General features: G+C 63.5%; 20 protein-coding genes. 9 read left to right on the top strand and 11 right to left on the bottom strand.

Annotated elements, in window-relative coordinates:
• Nucleotides 1-59 precede the first annotated feature (59 nt).
• The 4 genes from BWP39_RS04755 to BWP39_RS04740 all read right to left on the bottom strand — a co-directional run bounded on the left by BWP39_RS04755 (nucleotide 60) and on the right by BWP39_RS04740 (nucleotide 3,176).
• Nucleotides 60-1,445, bottom strand: coding sequence for a hypothetical protein (locus BWP39_RS04755; protein WP_096717378.1), 1,386 nt, complete (start codon nucleotides 1,443-1,445; stop codon nucleotides 60-62).
• A 29-nt stretch (nucleotides 1,446-1,474) separates the two neighbouring features.
• On the bottom strand, nucleotides 1,475-2,107 hold the full coding sequence (locus tag BWP39_RS04750) for a hypothetical protein (RefSeq protein WP_096717376.1): 633 nt from the start codon (nucleotides 2,105-2,107) through the stop codon (nucleotides 1,475-1,477).
• Nucleotides 2,104-2,616, bottom strand: a complete 513-nt coding sequence (locus BWP39_RS04745; RefSeq protein WP_096717374.1) for a hypothetical protein — start codon at nucleotides 2,614-2,616, stop codon at nucleotides 2,104-2,106. The genes BWP39_RS04750 and BWP39_RS04745 overlap by 4 nt, the downstream gene beginning before the upstream one ends.
• Before the next feature lie 68 nt (nucleotides 2,617-2,684).
• Nucleotides 2,685-3,176, bottom strand: coding sequence for a hypothetical protein (locus BWP39_RS04740; RefSeq protein WP_096717373.1), 492 nt, complete (start codon nucleotides 3,174-3,176; stop codon nucleotides 2,685-2,687).
• Here BWP39_RS04740 and BWP39_RS31415 point away from each other — a divergent pair.
• The 3 genes from BWP39_RS31415 (at nucleotide 3,175) to BWP39_RS04730 (ending at nucleotide 6,246) form a co-directional block, all read left to right on the top strand.
• A complete protein-coding gene (locus BWP39_RS31415; RefSeq protein ID WP_133116824.1) occupies nucleotides 3,175-3,465 on the top strand; it encodes a hypothetical protein in 291 nt (96 codons plus the stop codon). The genes BWP39_RS04740 and BWP39_RS31415 overlap by 2 nt on opposite strands.
• 250 nt (nucleotides 3,466-3,715) lie before the next feature.
• Nucleotides 3,716-5,110, top strand: a complete 1,395-nt coding sequence (locus tag BWP39_RS04735; protein ID WP_096717371.1) for a sigma-54 dependent transcriptional regulator — start codon at nucleotides 3,716-3,718, stop codon at nucleotides 5,108-5,110.
• Nucleotides 5,111-5,274: 164 nt separating this feature from the next.
• Entirely contained in the window at nucleotides 5,275-6,246 is a 972-nt protein-coding gene (locus BWP39_RS04730) for a thymidylate synthase (RefSeq protein WP_096717369.1), read from the top strand.
• Between the two features lie 38 nt (nucleotides 6,247-6,284).
• Here BWP39_RS04730 and BWP39_RS04725 read toward each other — a convergent pair whose 3' ends face one another.
• The gene (locus BWP39_RS04725) at nucleotides 6,285-6,998 is read right to left on the bottom strand and encodes an ArsR/SmtB family transcription factor (RefSeq protein ID WP_096717311.1); all 714 of its coding nucleotides are present in this window, start codon (nucleotides 6,996-6,998) and stop codon (nucleotides 6,285-6,287) included.
• A 181-nt stretch (nucleotides 6,999-7,179) separates the two neighbouring features.
• Here BWP39_RS04725 and BWP39_RS31920 point away from each other — a divergent pair, with 181 nt between their 5' ends.
• On the top strand, nucleotides 7,180-7,326 hold the full coding sequence (locus BWP39_RS31920; RefSeq protein WP_170043831.1) for a hypothetical protein: 147 nt from the start codon (nucleotides 7,180-7,182) through the stop codon (nucleotides 7,324-7,326).
• A gap of 36 nt (nucleotides 7,327-7,362) precedes the next feature.
• A complete protein-coding gene (locus tag BWP39_RS04720; protein ID WP_096717308.1) occupies nucleotides 7,363-8,511 on the top strand; it encodes a GlxA family transcriptional regulator in 1,149 nt (382 codons plus the stop codon).
• 31 nt (nucleotides 8,512-8,542) lie between these two features.
• Here the strand turns inward: BWP39_RS04720 and BWP39_RS31700 are convergent, their stop codons facing one another.
• Nucleotides 8,543-8,719, bottom strand: coding sequence for a hypothetical protein (locus BWP39_RS31700; protein ID WP_157915121.1), 177 nt, complete (start codon nucleotides 8,717-8,719; stop codon nucleotides 8,543-8,545).
• Between the two features lie 269 nt (nucleotides 8,720-8,988).
• Here BWP39_RS31700 and BWP39_RS04715 point away from each other — a divergent pair, with 269 nt between their 5' ends.
• On the top strand, nucleotides 8,989-9,492 hold the full coding sequence (locus BWP39_RS04715) for an acyl-CoA thioesterase (protein ID WP_096717306.1): 504 nt from the start codon (nucleotides 8,989-8,991) through the stop codon (nucleotides 9,490-9,492).
• A gap of 74 nt (nucleotides 9,493-9,566) precedes the next feature.
• Here the strand turns inward: BWP39_RS04715 and fumC are convergent, their stop codons facing one another.
• From fumC to BWP39_RS04690, 5 genes are all read right to left on the bottom strand, one after another.
• On the bottom strand, nucleotides 9,567-10,967 hold the full coding sequence (gene fumC, locus BWP39_RS04710; protein ID WP_096717304.1) for a class II fumarate hydratase: 1,401 nt from the start codon (nucleotides 10,965-10,967) through the stop codon (nucleotides 9,567-9,569).
• A gap of 78 nt (nucleotides 10,968-11,045) precedes the next feature.
• On the bottom strand, nucleotides 11,046-12,647 hold the full coding sequence (locus tag BWP39_RS04705; RefSeq protein WP_235851390.1) for a phospholipase D family protein: 1,602 nt from the start codon (nucleotides 12,645-12,647) through the stop codon (nucleotides 11,046-11,048).
• Nucleotides 12,648-12,820: 173 nt separating this feature from the next.
• A complete protein-coding gene (gene panS, locus BWP39_RS04700; protein ID WP_096717300.1) occupies nucleotides 12,821-13,771 on the bottom strand; it encodes a ketopantoate/pantoate/pantothenate transporter PanS in 951 nt (316 codons plus the stop codon).
• A 358-nt stretch (nucleotides 13,772-14,129) separates the two neighbouring features.
• A complete protein-coding gene (locus BWP39_RS04695) occupies nucleotides 14,130-15,566 on the bottom strand; it encodes an MATE family efflux transporter (protein WP_096717298.1) in 1,437 nt (478 codons plus the stop codon).
• 190 nt (nucleotides 15,567-15,756) lie between these two features.
• Nucleotides 15,757-15,975, bottom strand: coding sequence for an RNA-binding S4 domain-containing protein (locus BWP39_RS04690; RefSeq protein WP_091011545.1), 219 nt, complete (start codon nucleotides 15,973-15,975; stop codon nucleotides 15,757-15,759).
• A gap of 296 nt (nucleotides 15,976-16,271) precedes the next feature.
• On the opposite strand from BWP39_RS04690, the gene BWP39_RS04685 reads away from it, so the two are divergent.
• The 3 genes from BWP39_RS04685 (at nucleotide 16,272) to BWP39_RS04675 (ending at nucleotide 19,438) form a co-directional block, all read left to right on the top strand.
• The gene (locus tag BWP39_RS04685; protein ID WP_096717296.1) at nucleotides 16,272-16,766 is read left to right on the top strand and encodes a hypothetical protein; all 495 of its coding nucleotides are present in this window, start codon (nucleotides 16,272-16,274) and stop codon (nucleotides 16,764-16,766) included.
• A gap of 50 nt (nucleotides 16,767-16,816) precedes the next feature.
• Nucleotides 16,817-17,074 carry a hypothetical protein gene (locus BWP39_RS04680; protein ID WP_096717294.1) on the top strand — a complete coding sequence of 86 codons (258 nt, stop codon included), beginning with the start codon at nucleotides 16,817-16,819 and terminating at the stop codon, nucleotides 17,072-17,074.
• Nucleotides 17,075-17,326: 252 nt separating this feature from the next.
• The gene (locus BWP39_RS04675; protein WP_096717292.1) at nucleotides 17,327-19,438 is read left to right on the top strand and encodes an ATP-dependent helicase; all 2,112 of its coding nucleotides are present in this window, start codon (nucleotides 17,327-17,329) and stop codon (nucleotides 19,436-19,438) included.
• The last annotated feature ends 4 nt before the right edge of the window (nucleotides 19,439-19,442 follow it).

Here is a 19,442-nt window from a genome sequence, read left to right as displayed (position 1 = left end):
GCCGCCGGCGCGCTCCTGCCATGGTGCGATGTCGCGAGTACTGCGCTTATTTAGCCTGCTTACTTGGCTACGTTCATCGAAGCGATCGCGAGACCGTTGTGCTGCACGTTGCCTGCACCGCCGGCGATGTTCACGCCGATGTTGCCTTGAGCGCCGAGCAGCGCGCCCATGCCGAGCGAAGCCGTGCCTTCGAACGTACCGTTGAAGGCGAGGCTTGCTTGCTGCACGCTGTTGTCGGTTGCGACCATCGCGCCGTTGGCACTCTTGCTCAGAGTCGACGTCGATGCAGCGAGGCTGTTGTTCTGCACGTTGCCGATGCCGGACGCGATGTTCACGCCGACATTGCCCGATGCACCCGCGAGCGAGTTGTCGCCAACCGAAGCGTTGAGGTTGAAGTTATGGATCTTCGCCGTGCCGCCCGAAGTCTGGTTGTTGAACACCTGTGCATTGCCGAACACATTGCCGGCATCGACCGATGCGAGCGATGCTTCGTTGCTTTGCGCGTTGTCCACACCTTCCGCGACGTTCACGCCGACATTACCCGACACGTTTTGCGCAGCACCCGAGCCGGTCGTCGCCGTCAAGGTGCCCGCTTTTTGCGTGTCGATGTGCTGGGTGATCTTGCCGGTCGTCGTGACGTCGGTGGTCGCGAGGCTGGCATCGATGCCCCATGCGGCAGAAACGCTGTTGGTCGCGGTGGAGGCGCCGGCCTGATAGCCCGACTCTTCGCCCCATGCGGACTGGCCACCGGAACCCTGATCGGCGTGGAAGCCCCACAGCGCGCCTTGTCCCGATCCTTGCGAGGCCTGGAAGCCGCCCGCAAGGCTGTTCGAGTTGGCATAGCTCGACTGGTTGTAGCCGGCCGAGAAACCACCTTGGGCATGCGCCGAACCGAAGCCGAAGAACGGCGTGTCGAAGTTCACGTAGTTGTAGCTGCCGCCGATCTGTCCGCCTGCGGCGATGTGGCCGCCGGAGTTCTGCGAGGTGTGGCTGAAGCTGCCGGCAATGCCCGAGCTTTGCTGGCCGTACTCATAGCCGCCGCCGGTAATCGTGCTGCTCTGATGACCGTACTGGTAGCCAGACGCTTCCTGGCCGCCCTGCGCCATCCATGCCGACGACGAATGGCTCGTCGTTACTGTGCCGAAGGCAACCCCGCCGCCCTTGATGGACGAAGAGTTGTTGTTGATGGTCGTCGTCACATAGCCAGACGTATAGCTTTGCGCATTCGGTCTGAGCGATGCGTTGACCGTCACGTTCTGGTTGTTGTTGACGACCGCGCCGGCTGTGCTTGTCACGCCGACGCAGCCATACAGTGCGACCCAGCCGAACATGCCGACATCTTCGCCGACGATCGTCGCGTTGAAGATGAAGGGGTTGACGGGTGCGGCGAACGCACCGCCTGAGGCGGTGGCGAGTACGGCTGCAGCAATGAGAGTGCGCTTCATGATGTCGCTCCGATTACAAGTGTGGTCAGTTAAAAAAGAGTGCCCGCCGGGGGACGGAGCACAAAACTGTTTGCCGTGGCATTACCGGCACCGGCTGTCTGGTTGATCTGTACGATCCCGTTGACGTTCTTGAAGGCGTCGTTGGAAATAGTCGCCTCGCGTACGCTGTGAACCCCGATGGATAGACCTTGACCGCCGTTTTTCGCGGCCGTCACGGATAGCTCTCTATCCGAGACGGTCTCGACTCCTGGCGCCGCAGTGCCGACCTGCACACTGTTGCGCTGGAGATTCCCTGCGCCGGCGCTCTGATTGATCATCAGGGCTCCGGACGAATTCGAAAATGCGTTGCTGCCGATCGACGCAGTCGTGCTCGTCACCTTCGCGGCAACCGATGCGCTCTGTGCGCTTGCGTTGTCGACGGCGACGACGTTGCCGCTGGTGATCGTCAACTGGTTGGCCTGCGCGTTGTCGAGGCCGGCCGCTTCGTTGACGGTGACCGCACCGGTCATGCCGACACCGGCACCCGCGTCGATCGATGCGGCGCCGCTCACGATGGGCACGCGCTGCGCGTAAGCGCTGCAGGCAAAGAGTGCGGCGAGTACTGCGCTGCCCGTACGAACGAGCGTGTGCGACAGGCGCTGCGAAGAACGGCGCGCGCTCATTTCAGACCTCCGAGTCCGCCGCTCAGCGCAGCCGACAGCGGTGCGAGCGCGCCCGTCACCGATTGCGCAATCGTGCCGCCGATACCGGCGCCCGCCAGGCCCGCACCGCCTGTGCCGAGCGGAATATTGCCGCCCGCCACATTGCCGCTGAGGATGCGCGTCACACCCTGGATGCTGTCGCCCATCGCACCGATCGGCGCGAGGCCGCTCGAGCCGCGTGCTGTCGTCAGGTCGGCGTCGGACACGACCTGCGCCATCATCGGATCGAACGTGTTGGCCGGGAACGTGGTGGCGCGCACGGCAACCGGATCCTGATCGCGCGGAACGTGAGCGAACGCACTGCGCGGCGTGATTTCCCGCTCGACGATGATGTCGCCAGGGTTCACCACCTGCTGCGCGGCGGCGATACCGGCTCCGCTTGCGGCCGCGATTCCGAGCAGCGCCTGCAGCACGGGCAGCAGTGCTGCAAGCGGGCTGTGTGCGCGCGGCGTGTGGATCGAGGTGCTCATGTCTGCTCCCGGTGGCGCGGCGACTGATACGGTCGCCGCGCAGTGTTCGTGTCGTGACGCGGTACGCATCACTTTCTCGTGTAGCTCGTGACGTTGGTCTGCGCGGTACGCGCCGCATCGACGGGGACCGGCAGCGGTGCCGGCGGCGCGATCTCGTCCCACAGCGTCACGGTGCCGCCGCGCATCAGTTGCGGCGTCGCGGCCACCATCAACATTCCGCTTGCACCGCCGCGCTGATGCGAGAGCATCTGGTCGTCGAGCGCCAGGTCGTTCATCGATGCAGCATCGGTCCGGTCGCGCAGCACGGCGGCGAGAGTGGAACCGCTTTCAGCTGACGTATCGTCGAGCGCTGCCACGATCGTTGCGGGTGCATCGAAAGCGGCGGCCGTGACGAACGGCGCGTTCGCGAGGACGAAGGGCGCGGCATACGTGTCGAACGCACGGGCAGACACGAAGGTCTGCGCCTGGACCGTAAAAGGCAGCGCACTGCAAACGAGCGCGACGCAGAGTGCGGCGCGTGGCGTAACGGCAATCAGGTCGATGCGGAAAGCGAGTCGCATGATGTCTCTCCTTGGTGCAGGGCATTTAGCGAAACGTGTGCCATGCGCCGCAATCCGTTGCTACGACTGGATTCGACGTTGCCTGTCCGGAGAGGAAAATCGCAAAACGGGAAAAAACGTTTCAGCGCTGAAACGGGCGGCAGAAAATACCGATGAACGGCAATTGCAAGCCATTGCGACAGTCGTCGTAATGACTCGTGGTCAACCCTTTGTGGAAACGTTTTATTCAAAACACGTAGACTTGCGGACCACTGTGCGAACCTTGCTGGGCAAGGTATTCAGCATTTAATTTGCATATGTGTTTTCTAAGTGGCGGGCGTATAGTAAGCTCTCGAAAACAGTTCCATATTTTAAAAAGCCCGCTACTGGGCCGTCTCGATACACACACACACGCCGCTTTTCGGGGATTCGCTGTTCGCACGAATGGAATGGCCGTTCGGGTTTTGCCCTGCGTGAGTCCCGATGCGAATCAGCGTGTCTGAAACATGTTCAGGTACGTGCCGTCATCCTTAACGTTCGTTGACGAGAGGATCTGAATAATGGAATCCGCAACGCGCCAATTGATTTACGTTTCGCGCGACCCCAACGCGAGGTTGCACACCCAGTTTCACGACCGCGGCTGGCATGTCGAGGTAGTCGGTTCGGCACGCGACGCGCGTCGGGCGGTTCGCGCCGGTATGGCAGCGGGCGGCCTGCTCGATCTGACAAGCCGTTTTCAGCAACATGAAATCGCTGCATTCGAAGCGTGCCTGACGATGCAGAACGTCGGCTGGGTCGCGGCCACAACGGCCGGCCAGCTGCAGGACGCAGCGTTGCGCAGGCTCGTGCGCGACTACTGTTTCGACTATGTGACGGTGCCGTATTCGGACGATCGCATCGTCGATTCGGTGGGGCATGCGTACGGTATGGTGTCGCTCGGCGAGACCGCGTCGAACGATCCCAAACAGAGCAGCAACGAAGGCGAGATGGTCGGCTCCTGCGACGCCATGCTCGCGCTGTTCCGCTCCATTCGTAAGGTCGCGATGACCGATGCGCCGGTATTTATCTCCGGTGAATCGGGTACCGGTAAAGAGCTGACCGCAGTCGCGATTCATGAACGTTCGTCGCGCCGTGACGCGCCGTTCGTGCCGATCAACTGCGGTGCGATTCCGCCGCATCTGCTGCAATCTGAACTGTTCGGCTATGAGCGCGGTGCGTTTACCGGTGCGAATCAACGCAAGATCGGTCGCGTCGAAGCGGCCAACGGTGGCACGCTGTTTCTCGATGAAATCGGTGATCTCCCGCTCGAAAGTCAGGCGAGCCTGCTGCGCTTCCTGCAGGAACGCAAGGTGGAACGCCTCGGTGGTCACGGTACGATTCCCGTCGACGTACGCATCATTTCCGCGACCCACGTCGATATGACCGCGGCGATGATCGAAGGGCGGTTTCGTTCGGATCTGTATCACCGGCTGTGCGTGCTGCAGATCGATGAGCCACCGCTGCGTGCACGCGGCAAGGACATCGAACTGCTCGCGCGGCACATGCTCGAACGTTTCAGAAAAGATGCAAGCCGCCGGTTACGCGGGTTTTCCCCCGATGCGATTGCCGCGCTCCATAACTACAGCTGGCCAGGCAATGTGCGTGAGCTGATCAATCGTGTGCGGCGAGCAATCGTGATGTCGGAAGGACGCGCCATCACCGCACGCGATCTCGAACTCGCCGAGTATGTCGAGATCGTGCCGGTCTCGCTCGCGCAGGCGCGCGAAGCCGCGGAACGTCAGGCCATCGAACTCGCGCTGCTGCGTCATCGCGGTCGGCTCGGCGATGCGGCGCAGGAACTCGGTATCTCGCGTGTGACGCTGTATCGTCTGCTGTGCGCGCATGGCATGCGGCACATCGAAGCAGAGCCGCTCGCGCAGCATACCGACCTGCAGGCGACGATGCCGCATCTGTGACGGCATAGAGCGGAGTGATCCGCACGATTCACGTCTGATACACCGCCACACACACGTGCGCCGCACGCCGCGCACGTCGCTCCGAACGCATCCTCCCTTCGCTTGGTAAAATCACGGTTTCTCGCCTAACCGCGGGCGCATCGCGCCCGGCCGAAGGAATCTGCATGAAACAATACCTCGACCTCGTCCGCTCGATCCTCGACACCGGCACATGGCAGGAGAATCGCACCGGCATTCGTACGATCAGCATGCCGGGCGCGATGTTGCGCTTCGATCTGCAACAGGGTTTTCCCGCTGTGACGACGAAGAAACTCGCGTTCAAGTCGGCGATCGGCGAACTGGTAGGGTTTTTACGCGCCTCGCGCAGCGCGGCGGAATTTCGCGAGCTGGGCTGCAAGGTGTGGGATGCGAACGCGAACGACAATCCGCAGTGGCTCGCCAATCCGTATCGCGAGGGACCAGACGATCTCGGTGACGTGTACGGCGTGCAATGGCGCAAGTGGCCGGCCTACAAGGTGCTCGACGAACAGGCCAGCGCGCGGATCGCGGATGCAACGGCGCGCGGTTATCGCACGGTCACGACATTCGATGAAGACGGTACGCGCAAGGTGCTCCTCTACAAGGCCGTCGACCAGTTGCGCCAGTGTCTCGACACGATCATGCAGAACCCGGCGGACCGACGCATTTTGTTTCATGGCTGGAACCCCGCAGTGCTCGAAGAGATTGCGTTGCCCGCCTGCCACCTGCTGTATCAGTTCCTGCCCAACGTGACGCGTCGCGAGATTTCGCTGTGTCTGTACATCCGCAGTAACGATGTCGGTCTCGGTACGCCGTTTAATCTGACCGAAGGTGCCGCGCTGTTGCATCTGGTCGGGCGCCTCACCGGGTACACGCCGCGCTGGTTTAGTTACTTCATTGGCGACGCGCATATCTACGAGAATCAGCTCGACATGCTGCAACAGCAGCTCACGCGTGAGCCGTACGAGAGCCCGCGTCTCGCGATCGCCGACCGCGTGCCCGACTACGCGCAAACCGGTATCTACGAACCCGAATGGCTGGAGAAAATCGAACCGGCGGATTTCTCGCTCGTCGGTTACCAGCATCACGAACCGTTGACAGCGCCGATGGCGGTTTGATCGGATGATTCGATCAAGCGGTAGGGTCGGTCGGAGCGTTACCGCGCCAGAAAATCGTTGAAGCGCTGGTGGCCGGTCGGCGTGATACGCAGGATGCGTGGCCGCTCAGTACGCTCGACCCAGCCCTGACGCGACCACGAATCGAGCAACGCCGCGCCGAGCGCACCACCCAGATGCGGGCGCCGTTCGCTCCAGTCAGGACAGGTGCAGGCGAAGCGGCGTCGACGCGTGTGTTGACCCGCGACATCGATGCCCCAGTCCGCGAAATGCGCGGTGCCGCGCGACGTCGCTTCGAGTGCATCGCCGTCCCGCGTGAGGTGCCCATGCTCGACCATCCGCTCGAACACACGGACTGCCAGCTCGCCTGCCATGTGGTCGTAGCAGGTTCGGGCGTAGCGCATGTCGACCGGTACCGTACGTGCCGTACGCGGTGCGGCGCGCTGAGGCGCGGTGGCTTGTGCGACGTTGGCGAGCGCTTCGATCGATGCCGCGATATCCGGCGTAGCGATGCGGAAGTAACGGTGCCGCCCGCGTACCTCGACGGCTAGCAGACCGCCTTCGGTGAGTCGCGCAAGGTGAGCGCTTGCCGCGGAAGGCGAGAGGCCAGCGATCAACGTCAGTTCGCCGGCCGGTCGGGCGCTGCCGTCCATCAGTGCCCACAGCATCGCCGCGCGCCCCGGGTCGGCCAGCAACGCGCCGATCCGGCTTAAACCGGGGAAATGGCTGTGATCGTCGGCGGAGGCGGTGGGCATGGTGACTTCCTTGCTGGATAAAGGTGATGCCGGACGGCATCGGCGCGATGTCTCAACTGTACCCGGATGCGGTATTCGATGTTTCAGCTTGACCTGAATTGTCGAATGAGCGGCCGATGGTCGCTGCGGCGCCGCGCGTCACCAGGCTAGAATCGTTGCCTGTTCTGCAGAAACCGTCGCCATGAAACTGCTCCTTGTTTTTGCCACCGTTGCGTTGCTGTGCACTGCCTGCGCGCAGGGCGGCGGCCCGGATGCGTCGGGGCCGGGCTCCGGCCGCATCTCGATGTACGGCACGATCGACGAAGGCGTGTCGTTCCACAGCAAATAACGCCGGCACGCGAACGATGCAATACACGAGCGATAAATGGCCGGCGTAACCGCTACGAAAACCGGCCGGCGGGTGCCTGCCGCGAAAACCGCAACCCGGGCCGCGAACGAAATAACCGCCACCCCAGCGGTGCGCCACATCGTGTTCGCGGTAGCGCCCGACCTCGTCTTACTCGATGCGAGTGGTCCGCTGGAAGCGTTCTGGCGCGCTGAACTCACCGTTGCCGACCGGCGCTGCGCAACCGGCGCGCAGAGTGTTCAGGACGCACGGGAGCAGGCGCCGGTTGCATACCGGCTCTCTATCGCCTCGATCGACGGCGGTGTACTGCAAACCTACCCCGGTCTGCCTATCGTCACGCAACGTCTCGACGCGCTCGAGCACGAATCGATCGATACGCTGATCGTCCCAGGTGTGCCGATCGACGACGGCTACGCGTTGCAGCCCGAACTGGTCGCGTGGATCGCCCGTCGGGCACCGCCTATACGGCGCGTGTGTTCGGTCTGCACGGGCGCGTTCTATCTGGCCGCGGCGGGTGTGCTCGATGGCCTGCGCGCGACCACGCACTGGCGCAATGCCGAGCGCCTCGCCCGGCAATTTCCGCGCGTGCAGGTCGATGCCGAACCGATCTTCATCCGCGCGCCGCTCGACGCACGCTCGGGGCGCAGCGTGTGGACGTCGGCGGGTGTTACTGCAGGCATCGATCTGGCGCTCGCGCTGATCGAAGAGGACCTCGGCCACACGGTCGCGATGCAGGTGGCGCGGCGGCTCGTCGTGTTCATGAAGCGGCAGGGCGGGCAGTCGCAGTTCAGTGCGACGCTGGCGGCGCAGACGTCGGCAGCCGGTGCGTTCGATGCATTGCACGGCTGGATCGCCACGAATCTGCGCGACGATCTGTCGGTCGAACGGCTTGCCGAACGCGCGCGGATGAGCCCGCGCACTTTTGCGCGGCGTTACGTCGATGAGGTAGGCCGCACACCCGCGCGAACGGTGTCGGCGCTGCGGCTCGAAGCGGCGTCGCGCGCGCTTGCCGAGTCGAGCCGGCCGCTGAAAAGGATCGCGCTCGAATGTGGATTTGGCAGCGAGCAGAATCTGCGGCGCGCGTTTCTGCGCCACTTCGGTGTGCTGCCGCACGACTATCGCGAGCGCTTCGCATCGACCCGGCCGACCGCGCGGCCCCGCGCGTGAGACCGACCGCCGGCCGCCTTTCCGCCGAACGTTAAAGCAGGCAGACAACCCCGTAGTCGACCACCCTGCGAATCAGCCAGTGACGGTTCATCTCCGGCAATTCGTAGTCGGGACATGCAACTTCCATGTAGCCGTTTGCAAGCAGAATGATTTCCGTATGCAAGCGTGACAAGCGCGACAACTGGGAGAGGAAAAGAGCGGTCTTCATGTCTGCACCCTTGCTACCGGAGAATCGACGATTCCAATCTAGTCCCGGCGGATTCGTTGGTCGCGCGATTTAGACGGTCTGTTACCGTTCGGCCGATGGGTACGCAAACGTTGGTCTGAGTCAGGTGTTTTTATATCGCGCAGTAGCAGCTCAGTGACAGATCAATAGCGGGTCAATGATTTTGTCGCATCACCGATGCCGGGGTAAGATTTGCCGCAACGCTGATCCGCATTGCCGCGACCAGCCCGTTCTGACTGACCGGAGTCCCCATGTCTACCCCCGCTGCATCCCTCGATCGATCGGAGACCACGTTCCGCTTTCTTGCCGAGCCGACTTCGGTCAACTTCGGCGGCAAAGTGCACGGCGGTGCGCTGATGAAGTGGATCGACGAAACCGCGTACGCGTGCGCGGCCGTCTGGTCCGGCCGCTATTGCGTGACCGTGAGCGTCGGCAATATCCGTTTTCGCCGGCCGATTCTCGTCGGCAATCTCGTCGAACTGCGTGCGCGCGTGGTGACGACCGGGCGCACCAGCATGCACATCCACGTGTCGGTGCAGGCGGGCGATCCGAAGGGCGGCGAACTGCTGCAGACCACCGATTGCCTCGTCGTGATGGTCGCTGTCAACGAGAACGGGCACCCGGTACCGGTGCCGCCGTTCGTGCCGGAGACCGACGAGCAGCGGCGCCTCGCGAAGTACGCGATGGATGTGAAGGATGCGCTCGACGCGATCGTCGAGCTGAAGCCTGAGGTGGTCGCGCAGGGTAAGGTTTGAGTCTGCGCGAATGTGGTCGGTTGCGCACGGCGGCGTATGCCACCAGCTACCGCACGCAACCGCCGAGGCCAGTATCAGCCTTTAACGTTACCAACCATATCGGCAGGCTGAACCCATTCGTCGAACTGCTGCTCCGTGACGTAGCCGAGCGTAAGCGCGGCAGCCTTTAGCGTCGTCCCTTCCTTGTGCGCCTTCTTCGCAATCTGCGCGGCCTTGTCGTAGCCGATGTGCGGATTGAGCGCCGTGACGAGCATCAGCGATTCATTGAGCAACGTATCGATACGATCGCGATTCGGCTCGATGCCGACCGCGCAGTGATCGTTGAAGCTCTGCGCGCCGTCGGCGAGCAGGCGAATGGATTGCAGCACGTTGTGCGCGATCATCGGGCGGAACACGTTCAGTTCGAAATTGCCGCTCGCGCCACCGATATTCACCGCGACGTCATTACCGAACACTTGCGCACACAACATGGTCAGCGCTTCCGACTGCGTCGGATTGACCTTGCCCGGCATGATCGAGCTGCCCGGTTCATTTTCCGGAATCGACAGTTCGCCGAGGCCGCAACGCGGACCGCTCGCGAGCCAGCGCACGTCGTTAGCGATCTTGTTCAGGCTGGCGGCGATGGTTTTCAATGCGCCGTGCGCAAACACGAGTGCGTCGGCGGCAGCCATCACTTCGAACTTGTTGGCCGCGGACACGAACGGCACACCGGTCAGCTTGCCGATTTCAGCGGCTACTTTCGTCGCGAACTGCGGATGCGCGTTAAGCCCGGTACCGACCGCGGTGCCGCCCTGCGCGAGTTCGTACAGATGCGGCAGCGTCGATTCGACGTGACGGATGCCCTGATCGAGTTGCGCGACATAGCCGGAGAATTCCTGGCCGAGCGTGAGCGGCGTCGCATCCTGCAGATGTGTGCGGCCGATCTTCACGATCCCGGCGAACGCCTTTGCCTTGCCGTCGAGCGTATCGCGCAACGTCTTCAACGCGGGCAACAGATGCCGGACAATGCCGGTCGCGGCGGCCACATGCATCGCGGTCGGGAACACATCATTGGAAGACTGGCCGCGATTCACGTCGTCGTTCGGATGCACCTTGCGCGCTTCGCCGCGTTCGCCGCCGAGCAGTTCACTCGCGCGATTCGCGATCACCTCGTTGAGGTTCATGTTGGTCTGCGTGCCGGACCCGGTTTGCCAGACCGCGAGCGGAAATTCCTGCGGATGCTGGCCGTCGATGATCTCGTCGGCGGCGCGCATGATGGCGTGCGCCTTCGTTTCGTCGAGCACACCGAGCCCGAGATTCACTTCGGCGGCGGCGCGCTTGATCACGGCGAGCGCCGTGATCAGTTCCGGCGACTGCTTCTCCGACGAAATGCGGAAATTCTGCAATGAGCGCTGCGTCTGCGCGCCCCACAGGCGAGCGTTCGGCACGGCGATTTCGCCGAACGTATCGCGCTCCATGCGTACATCTTCGGTCATGATGATTTCACTCCGTTTGACTGATCGGGTTCTCGACACGGCACGATGCGGCCCGGCGGGAGGCGGACAGAGGCGCCGTCAAAGCTCGTTATCGATGGGCAACAGCAAGCATATCCCCGTCAGCAGATTTCTGTAGAAACCCGCATGTGGATCGAGGTTATAGGTGTGCCGCTGGCCGTCTTCCACATCGGTCCAGATCAGCGGCGACTCGGTCACGCTGTCGGCTTTCAGGCGCGCGCGTTCGGCCGGTGTTGCGAGCGTGACGCGATAGCTGATCTCCGGTTGCGTCGCGCGATCGAACAGCGTGGCGACTTCGCCTGCGAGCGCTTCGCTGTGGATCACCAGTGCGAGTTCGGTGTTCAGATGCGCGGACCGCGGATCGAGGTTCATCGAACCGATCACCAGTATCTTTCGATCGATGACGTAAGTTTTCGCATGCAGGCTCGCACGCGATTGCGATCCGGCAATGCCTGGCCTCGGCTGGTTCTGGATCGGTCGGAATTCGTATAACTCGACGCCTTCTTTTAGCAGCGGCACGCGGTACGGACTGTAGCCGGCCTGCACGGCGATCGCATCGGTTGCGGCCATCGAGTTGGTCAGCACCGCCACGCGCACGCCGCGCTGCGTCAGTACGCCGAGCCCTTTCACACCCGCATCGTGCGGCACGAAATACGGCGAAATGACGAGGAATTCTTTCTGCGCATCGTGCGTCAGTTCGATCAGCCGTTGCATGGGTGGGCTGACGTAATCGTCGGTTGGTTTGACGATCTTGTCAGGCGTATCGGCCTTGAACTCGGCCGGTGCCCATGTCAGCCCAAGCGTGTTGCTCGCGATCTGCGCGGCGAGCGGTGTCGCGTTCAGCGGTTTTGCGTTGTACGGGTCCGCGTTGTCGCGCCAGTGCGCGCGCAGTTCGTCGCGCATCGCATCGAGTTCCTTCGGCTCGAACTTCTGATGATTCAATGCGCGCAACGGGTACGAACTACTGCTTTGCCAGAATTCGTCGAAGCTCGCCGAGACATCGTGCGTGATCGGACCCGCGGCGAGCACATCGAGATCGCGGAACTGCAGCGTCGTACTCGCGCTGAAATATTCGTCGCCGAGATTGCGCCCGCCCACAATCGACACCTGGTTGTCCGCGATCATCGCCTTGTTATGCATGCGTCGCGTGAAGCTGTCGATCTTCGTGAACAGATTCGCCGTGCGTTCGAACATGCCCCGGTGCGTGGTGCCGAACGGATTGAAGACGCGGATCTCGATGTTGTCGTGCGAGTTCAGCGCAGCCATCACGCTGTCGATGTCGTCGAAGTTCAGATCGTCGACCAGCATCCGCACGCGCACGCCGCGATCGGCCGCATAGAGCGCGGCACCGAGCAGCAGTTTGCCGGTCGTGTCCTCGTTGGCGATGTAGTACTGCATGTCGAGCGTTTTCGTCGCGGCGCGCGCGAGGGCGATGCGCATCTGCAGCGCTTCGGAGCCGTTCGACAGCACGCGAAAGCCCGATTCGCCCGGATGCGTGCGCTCAGGTGTGGTGAGTGCGTCAAGCAGGGGGGTTGGGGTATCGGCGGGCAGCGCGTGCGTAACCTCGCGATTCATCGAGGTGGCGGGTGGACGTGTTGCGCACGCACCGAGCAGCGTCGTGGCGATGCATAGCAGGGCTGTGCGGGCGGCTGCGGCGGCGATGTGCCGCCAGGGTGTGGTCGATGCGTGATGAGTAGAGAGGGAATACGCCGGCACGCTGCTTCCTCCGTCTGGGTCGACTGTCGAGTAGATGAGGCGTTGCCGCCAGGGCCGGGCGATGGCTTCGGCGCATCGCCCGGAGCGGATTCTGGAAGCGATTCTAAAGGGGAATGCCGTTACCCGGCGACCTGTCGGTCCGTGTCGGCCCGCGTCGACCCGCGCGCCGGGCGGCCCGCCCAGTAGCCAGCAAGTAGCGAGCCTGACAGGTTGTGCCACACCGAGAACAGCGCGCCAGGCAAGGCGGCGATCGGCGTGAAATAGAGTTTGCCGAGCGTCGCGGCAAGGCCGGAGTTCTGCATGCCGACTTCGATCGCGAGCGTCCGGCAAACCGATTCGTCGAAGCCGAGCAACCGGCCGCCCCAATAACCGCCGAGCAGACCAATGCCGTTATGCAGAACCACACCGAGCATCACGACGAGCCCGACCGACGCAATGCTCTTCTGCGTCCCACCGACCACCGCCGCGATGATCAGCAGGATCGCCACCATCGACACCAGCGGCAGCACCGGTTCAATTTTGCGCACGATGCGGCCGAACAGATGATTGATCACGAGGCCGACCGCGATCGGCACCGCGACGATCTGCAGGATGCTGAGCAGCATGCCGCGCACATCGACGGCAATCGATGCGTCCACATAGAGCCGTGTGAGCAGCGGCGTCGCGAACACGCCGACGAGCGTCGACAGCGCGCTGATCGTAACCGACAGCGCCACGTCGCCGCGCGCGAGATAGATCATGACGTTCGATGCCGTACCACTCGCCACGCTACCGACGAGCACCATGCCGGCCGTGAGATCGGGCGGCATCCGTAGCGCTTTCGCGATCGCCCATGCGGCGAGCGGCATCACGAGGTAATGCAGCACGATGCCGGCCACGACCGGAGCGGGCCGCGTGAACACGCGCTGAAAGTCCGCTACCGATAGCGTGACGCCCATTGCCAGCATGATGATGGTGAGCAGCGTGGTGACATGCGGCGCGATGCCGCTTACCGATGCCGGCGAAAAATAAGCGGTGAGTGAAACGAGTACAGCCCACAGCGGAAAGAGACGGGTAACCCGGGCAAGCATGACAGGTGGTCCTTGGTTTTGTTTTGTGCTGGAAGCGATGGTGTGTGGCACGCGGTAGTGCCGTGCGAACGCGATGCGCAATCGCGGTGTTGCGGATCGTGCGGCGGGGGTATGGCAGCGGTGAGCATGCCGTGCGCGGCAGCGCACCCTCGTGAGATGCGCAGCGGGATGCACGCAGGCATCCGCCGCGCATTTTACCGTCGACGCGATAGATTGCCGGCACGACGAACGGCCGCACAAAAAAGAAACCCGCGCAGTGCGCGGGTTAAAACCCTGTCAGAGGAGTGTCAAAGTAAGACGGCTTCATCGTAGCGCGGCCACTCATCGCTCCCAACCAAGATCGCGTGCTTTGCTTAGCTCACGACGCGGGTTGCGACGATGCTGCAGCAGCCATCTGTACGTTGCGCAGGCTCAGCTTGTGAAAGCGCAGCGTCATCAGGAGTGCGACGCTGGCGAGTCCGGCCGCGAGTCCCCACCACAGTCCGCGCGTGCCGAAGCCGAAGTGGAACGCCAGCGTGTAGCCGGTCGGAAAACCGATACCCCAGTAGCCGATCGCGGCGGCGATCATCGGAATGCGCGTGTCCTTCAGTCCACGCAGGCAGCCCGAGCCAACCGTCTGCATGCCGTCGACGATCTGGAACAGCGCCGCAACGCCGAGCAGCGACGTGGCGAGCTGCACGGTCGCGGCGTTGCGCGGATCGTCGAGATGCAGATACAGCCCGACGATCGCATGCGGCGCCAGGATCAGTACGAGCCCCGACAGCGTCATGAAGCCGACGCCGAGCGCCAGCGCAACGAAGCCCGCATGCCGGGCCGCCAGCGGTTGCTGGGCGCCGGTCCAGAAGCCGACGCGCACGTTCGCTGCCTGACCGATCGCCAGCGGCACCATGAAGGCGACCGACGCGACGTTCAAGGCGATCTGGTGCGCAGCCAGCGACGACTCGCCGAGCACGCCGATCATCAGGCCGGTCGTGAGAAACAGCATCGTTTCGACGCCGTACGTAATTGCGACCGGCCAGCCGATGCCGAACAGCTCGCCCATCAGCGGCACGCTCGGGCGCGTGGCAACCGCGAAGTGGCGAAAGCGCGGGCGCAGATGCAGCAGTCCCATCAAGATGAGCGCGGACATCCAGACCGTGAACGTGGTCGCCGTCGCCGATCCGAGAAAGCCCAGATGCGGCAGTCCCCACGCACCGTGAATCAGCCCGTAATTCAGGAAACCGTTGACGAACACCCCGCCCAGCGACACCCACAGCAACCGCTTGGCCGCACCGATAGCGGGGAGGAACGAGCGCATCAGCCCGATCCCGATCAGGCTGCCGAGCGTCGCCCAGCGCAGCACGCCCGTGTATTCGCCGATGTTGTGCGCGAGCAAGGCCGGTTCGCCGAATGCGAGCAGGATCGGCGTTGCGAACGACAGCAGCACGAACGCCGGTATCGACAGCAATACCGACAGCAGGAAGCCGGTCCAGTAGATGTGCGGCACGCGCTCCTCGGCCTGGGCGCCGCGTGCGTGCGAGACGCTGACGCTGACCGAGGTCAGCACGCCCTGCAGCAGCGTGACCACGGTGAAGAACAGATTCGCGCCGAGGCCGCCCGCTGCGAGCGCATCGGCGCCGAGCGAGCCGAGCAATACGGTATCGGTCACGCTCATCGCCATCTGCGATAGCTGTGCAATGGCAAGCGGTGCGGCGAGGCGCGCAGTGTCGGCGGCATGGCGCGACAGCGACGGGGGCGCCGCGACGGAGCGCGAAAAGGCGGAACGGCCCGGTTGGGGTTGGCCGGTGTGGGTCATGGTTGGCCTGCAAATAGAAGCGGACGACACGGGCGACGCCGGTGTCGTGATTGATCAGTGTTTTCCGCTGAAGCTGACAAGCTGACAGCTTATTGCGTGCGCGCTCTGTTGTCGATCAACAGGCACACTTTTGGTGCGGGTTTGACGGGGAGGCTGAAGGGGCGCTGCTCGCTGGCGAAGTTTGCGCCCGCTACGCCTCGTGTACCGCGATGCGCGTGTCGCCCAGCAGCACGACCTGGCCTGCGCGGATTTTGCACGTTTTGCGCAGTTCGACCTGGCCGTCGACGAGCACTTCGCCGGCGGCGACACGCACCTTGGCGGAGCCGCCGCTGTCCGCGAGGCCCGTGATCTTCAGGAGATTGTGCAACTCGACGTAGTCGCCGGTCAGCGTGAAATCGAGGTTGGGCATGGCGTGTGCGACGGGAAAGCGGAACGGGTTCGCATCATAAGCCAGACGCCGGACAGATGCTTGTCCCGGGTGGTTTCGTGGGCTCGGGCCGGCAAATGCAAGCAGATGTTATGCAGATGTCAGGAAATGAAACGTTCCGTAACACTGCCTGTTTTTCACGAACTTCACTCGATACGGTCCGTCTGTGGGAATAACTGCTGCGCTTTTGCGGCAGTTCACAGAAACGATCGGGCGTCGCTGGCACCGAGGGCCAGTGGCTACAACGCCCGATCGCGACAACCTTGGAGAGGATAGCCATGACTCAGATTCGTTCGCTACTGATCGGTACCGCCCTGACCGCTGCATTGAGCACCGCATTGGGCATATTCGCTACCGGCGCTGCACTGGCACAGACGGCTACGCCGCCGGCTCCCGATACCGCAGGCCAGGCCCAGATGCAGCCGCCGGCCATGCAGGCACCTGCGGTGCAGGGTGCTGCGCAGCCAGGTGAAGCGGCACCCGCCGCACCGGCCGCCGCAGGCATCGAGCAGCCCGTCACGCCCGCTCCGCAGCGTCTGACCGCTTCCAGCCCAACTGACCCGCTGGTGCAAAAGCGCAATGCCGACGCGCAGGCAAATGCGAACTACAGCGCTTCGAAGAAGGCATCGAAGACGCAGTACAAGCAACAGGTTCATGACGCGAAGGTGAACCGCAAGGCCGACAAGCAGGCCGCGAACAATGAGATGAAGGCCGACATGAAGGGCACGCCGGCTCAGGCTGCGACGCCGGGTCCGGATAGCGGGCAGCACTAAGTGGCCCAATGAGCGGCGCAATGCCTACCGTCATGCAAAGGAGGAACCCAATGATGAACAAGCTCGTTAGCGCGATCGGCATGACGCTGGTTGCGGGTTGTCTGTCCGCGGCGGCTGTCGCGCAGTCGCACGATCCGGTGTCGGAGCCCACGACGCACGCCGATAAAAAGGCAGCGAAGGCTCAGGCGAAGGCGGACCATAAAACTTCGGTCGCGCAGGCGAAGGCGGACAAACAGCAGACCGACGCACAGGCCGATGCCGACAAGGCGACGGCCGACGCGAAAGTGAAGGACGCGAAGAAGGAATAGCGAGGCGCGGGGAGAAGTCGCTCGATGTCCGGGCTTTCTCCTTCGCTTAACGCCTGTGTGACAGGCGGCCCGGAGCACGTGAGTGTCCGGGCCGCTTTTTTGCGCCTGCGCCACGCACCGGGTGGCGCCGCATGATGCGTGATTACGTGGTCCGGTGAGCGACTGGCAGCGCGCCGGAAAATAGGGTGCTTGCCGCCATGGGCTGTACGGATATACAGTGGCAGTCGCTTACCACTCTCGCCACCGCCCACCGTGCTCTCCGTCGCTGATTCCCCGCTGCCCGACACCGCCGCCTGGCTCGCCAGGCTCAACGACGCGCAGCGCGAAGCCGTCGAGTACGGCACCGCCGACGCGACCCAGCTGCCGGGCGCGCTGCTGGTCATCGCCGGCGCGGGGTCCGGCAAGACCAACACGCTCGCGCACCGCGTCGCGCAGCTAATCGTGAAGGGCGCCGACCCGCGGCGCATTCTGCTGCTGACCTTCTCGCGCCGCGCCGCGCAGGAAATGACCCGGCGCGTGACACGCATCGCGGGCGCCGCACTCGGCACGCGTCCGGTGGCCACCCAGAGCCTGACGTGGTCCGGCACGTTCCATAGCGTCGGCGCGCGGCTGCTGCGCGAATACGCCGAACGGATCGACCTGTCGCCGGCGTTCACGATCAACGACCGCGAAGATTCCGCCGATCTGATGAATCTCGTGCGTCACGAACTCGGCCTGTCCGCCAAGGAGCGCCGTTTTCCGTCGAAGAGCACCTGCTTCGCGATCTATTCGCGGGTCGTGAATACGGGCGCCACGCTCGCGGACGTGCTGGCCCAGGCGTTTCCGTGGTGCTGCGAGTGGGAAGCAGACCTGCGCATGCTGTTCGCCGCCTACGTCGACGCGAAGCAGAAGCAGAGCGTGCTCGACTACGACGACCTGCTGCTGTACTGGTCCTACGTTGCAGCCGAACCCTCCATTGCCGCCGATCTATCGAGCCGCTTCGATCATGTGCTCGTCGACGAATACCAGGACACCAACCGCCTGCAGGCGTCGATCCTGCTCGCGCTAAAACCCGATGGGCGCGGCCTGACCGTGGTCGGCGACGACGCGCAGTCGATCTATTCGTTTCGCGGCGCGACGATACGCAACATTCTCGACTTCCCCACGCATTTTGATCCGCCCGCGAAGCAGGTGACGCTCGAGCGCAACTACCGCTCGACACAACCGATCCTCGCCGCATCGAACGCGGTTATCGATCTCGCGGCCGAACGCTTTACGAAGAACCTGTGGACCGACAAGGCGTCCGCGCAGCGCCCCCGTCTCGTCACCGTCGAGGACGAAGCCGCGCAGGCCCGCTATGTCGTCGAGCAGGTGCTCGAAGCGCGCGAAGGCGGCATGACGCTGAAGGCGCAGGCGGTGCTGTTTCGCGCGGCTCATCACAGCGCCGCGCTCGAAATCGAACTGATGAGACGCAACATTCCGTTCGTGAAATTTGGCGGGCTGAAGTTTCTCGATGCGGTGCACGTGAAGGACATGCTGGCGGTGCTGCGCTGGGCGGAGAATCCGCGCGACCGGGTCGCGGGGTTTCGTGTGATGCAGTTGTTGCCCGGGGTCGGGCCGGCTACTGCTGGGCGTGTGCTGGATCAGGTGGCTGCTCATGCGGGTGTACGCACGGCCGATGCGCTCGCTGCCTTCACGCCACCAGCGCGTGCATTCGAAGACTGGCAGCCGTTTGCCGCGCTGATGTCGGCGGTATGCGGGCGCGAATCGCCGTGGCCCGCCGAGTTCGAACTGATCCGGCGCTGGTACGAGCCGCATCTCGAGCGCAATCACGAGGACGCGGCAATCCGTCATGCGGACGTGCTGCAGATGGAGAGCATCGCGGGCACGTACCCATCGCGCGAGCGTTTCCTGACCGAACTGACGCTCGATCCACCCGATGCCACCAGCGATGAATCCGGCGTGCCGCTACTCGACGAGGACTACCTGATCCTGTCGACGATTCATTCGGCGAAGGGCCAGGAATGGCGCAACGTGTTCGTGCTGAACGGCGTGGACGGGTGCATTCCGTCGGACCTGGGCACCGGCAGCGAAGAAGAAATAGACGAGGAGCGACGCCTGCTCTACGTGGCGATGACGCGCGCCAAGGAAGACCTGCATATCGTCGTGCCGCAACGCTTTTATGTGCACAACCAGACCCATCTCGGCGACCGGCACGTCTGGGCGTCGCGAACCCGCTTCATTCCCGCGCATCTGATGTCGCACTTCGATGCGTATGCGTGGCCGCACGTCGCGCCTCCGGCGGCACCGACTGCAGCCGGGCTCGCGGCCGCAGCGCAGGCGAAGCTGCAGATCGCGGCGAAGCTCCGCAAGATGTGGGAGTGAGGCG

Source organism: Paraburkholderia acidicola, from assembly GCF_002362315.1.
Classification (GTDB): Bacteria; Pseudomonadota; Gammaproteobacteria; order Burkholderiales; family Burkholderiaceae; genus Paraburkholderia; species Paraburkholderia acidicola.
Note: the sequence above shows the minus strand (reverse complement) of the source record. Positions and strands in the feature narration are given on the sequence as shown.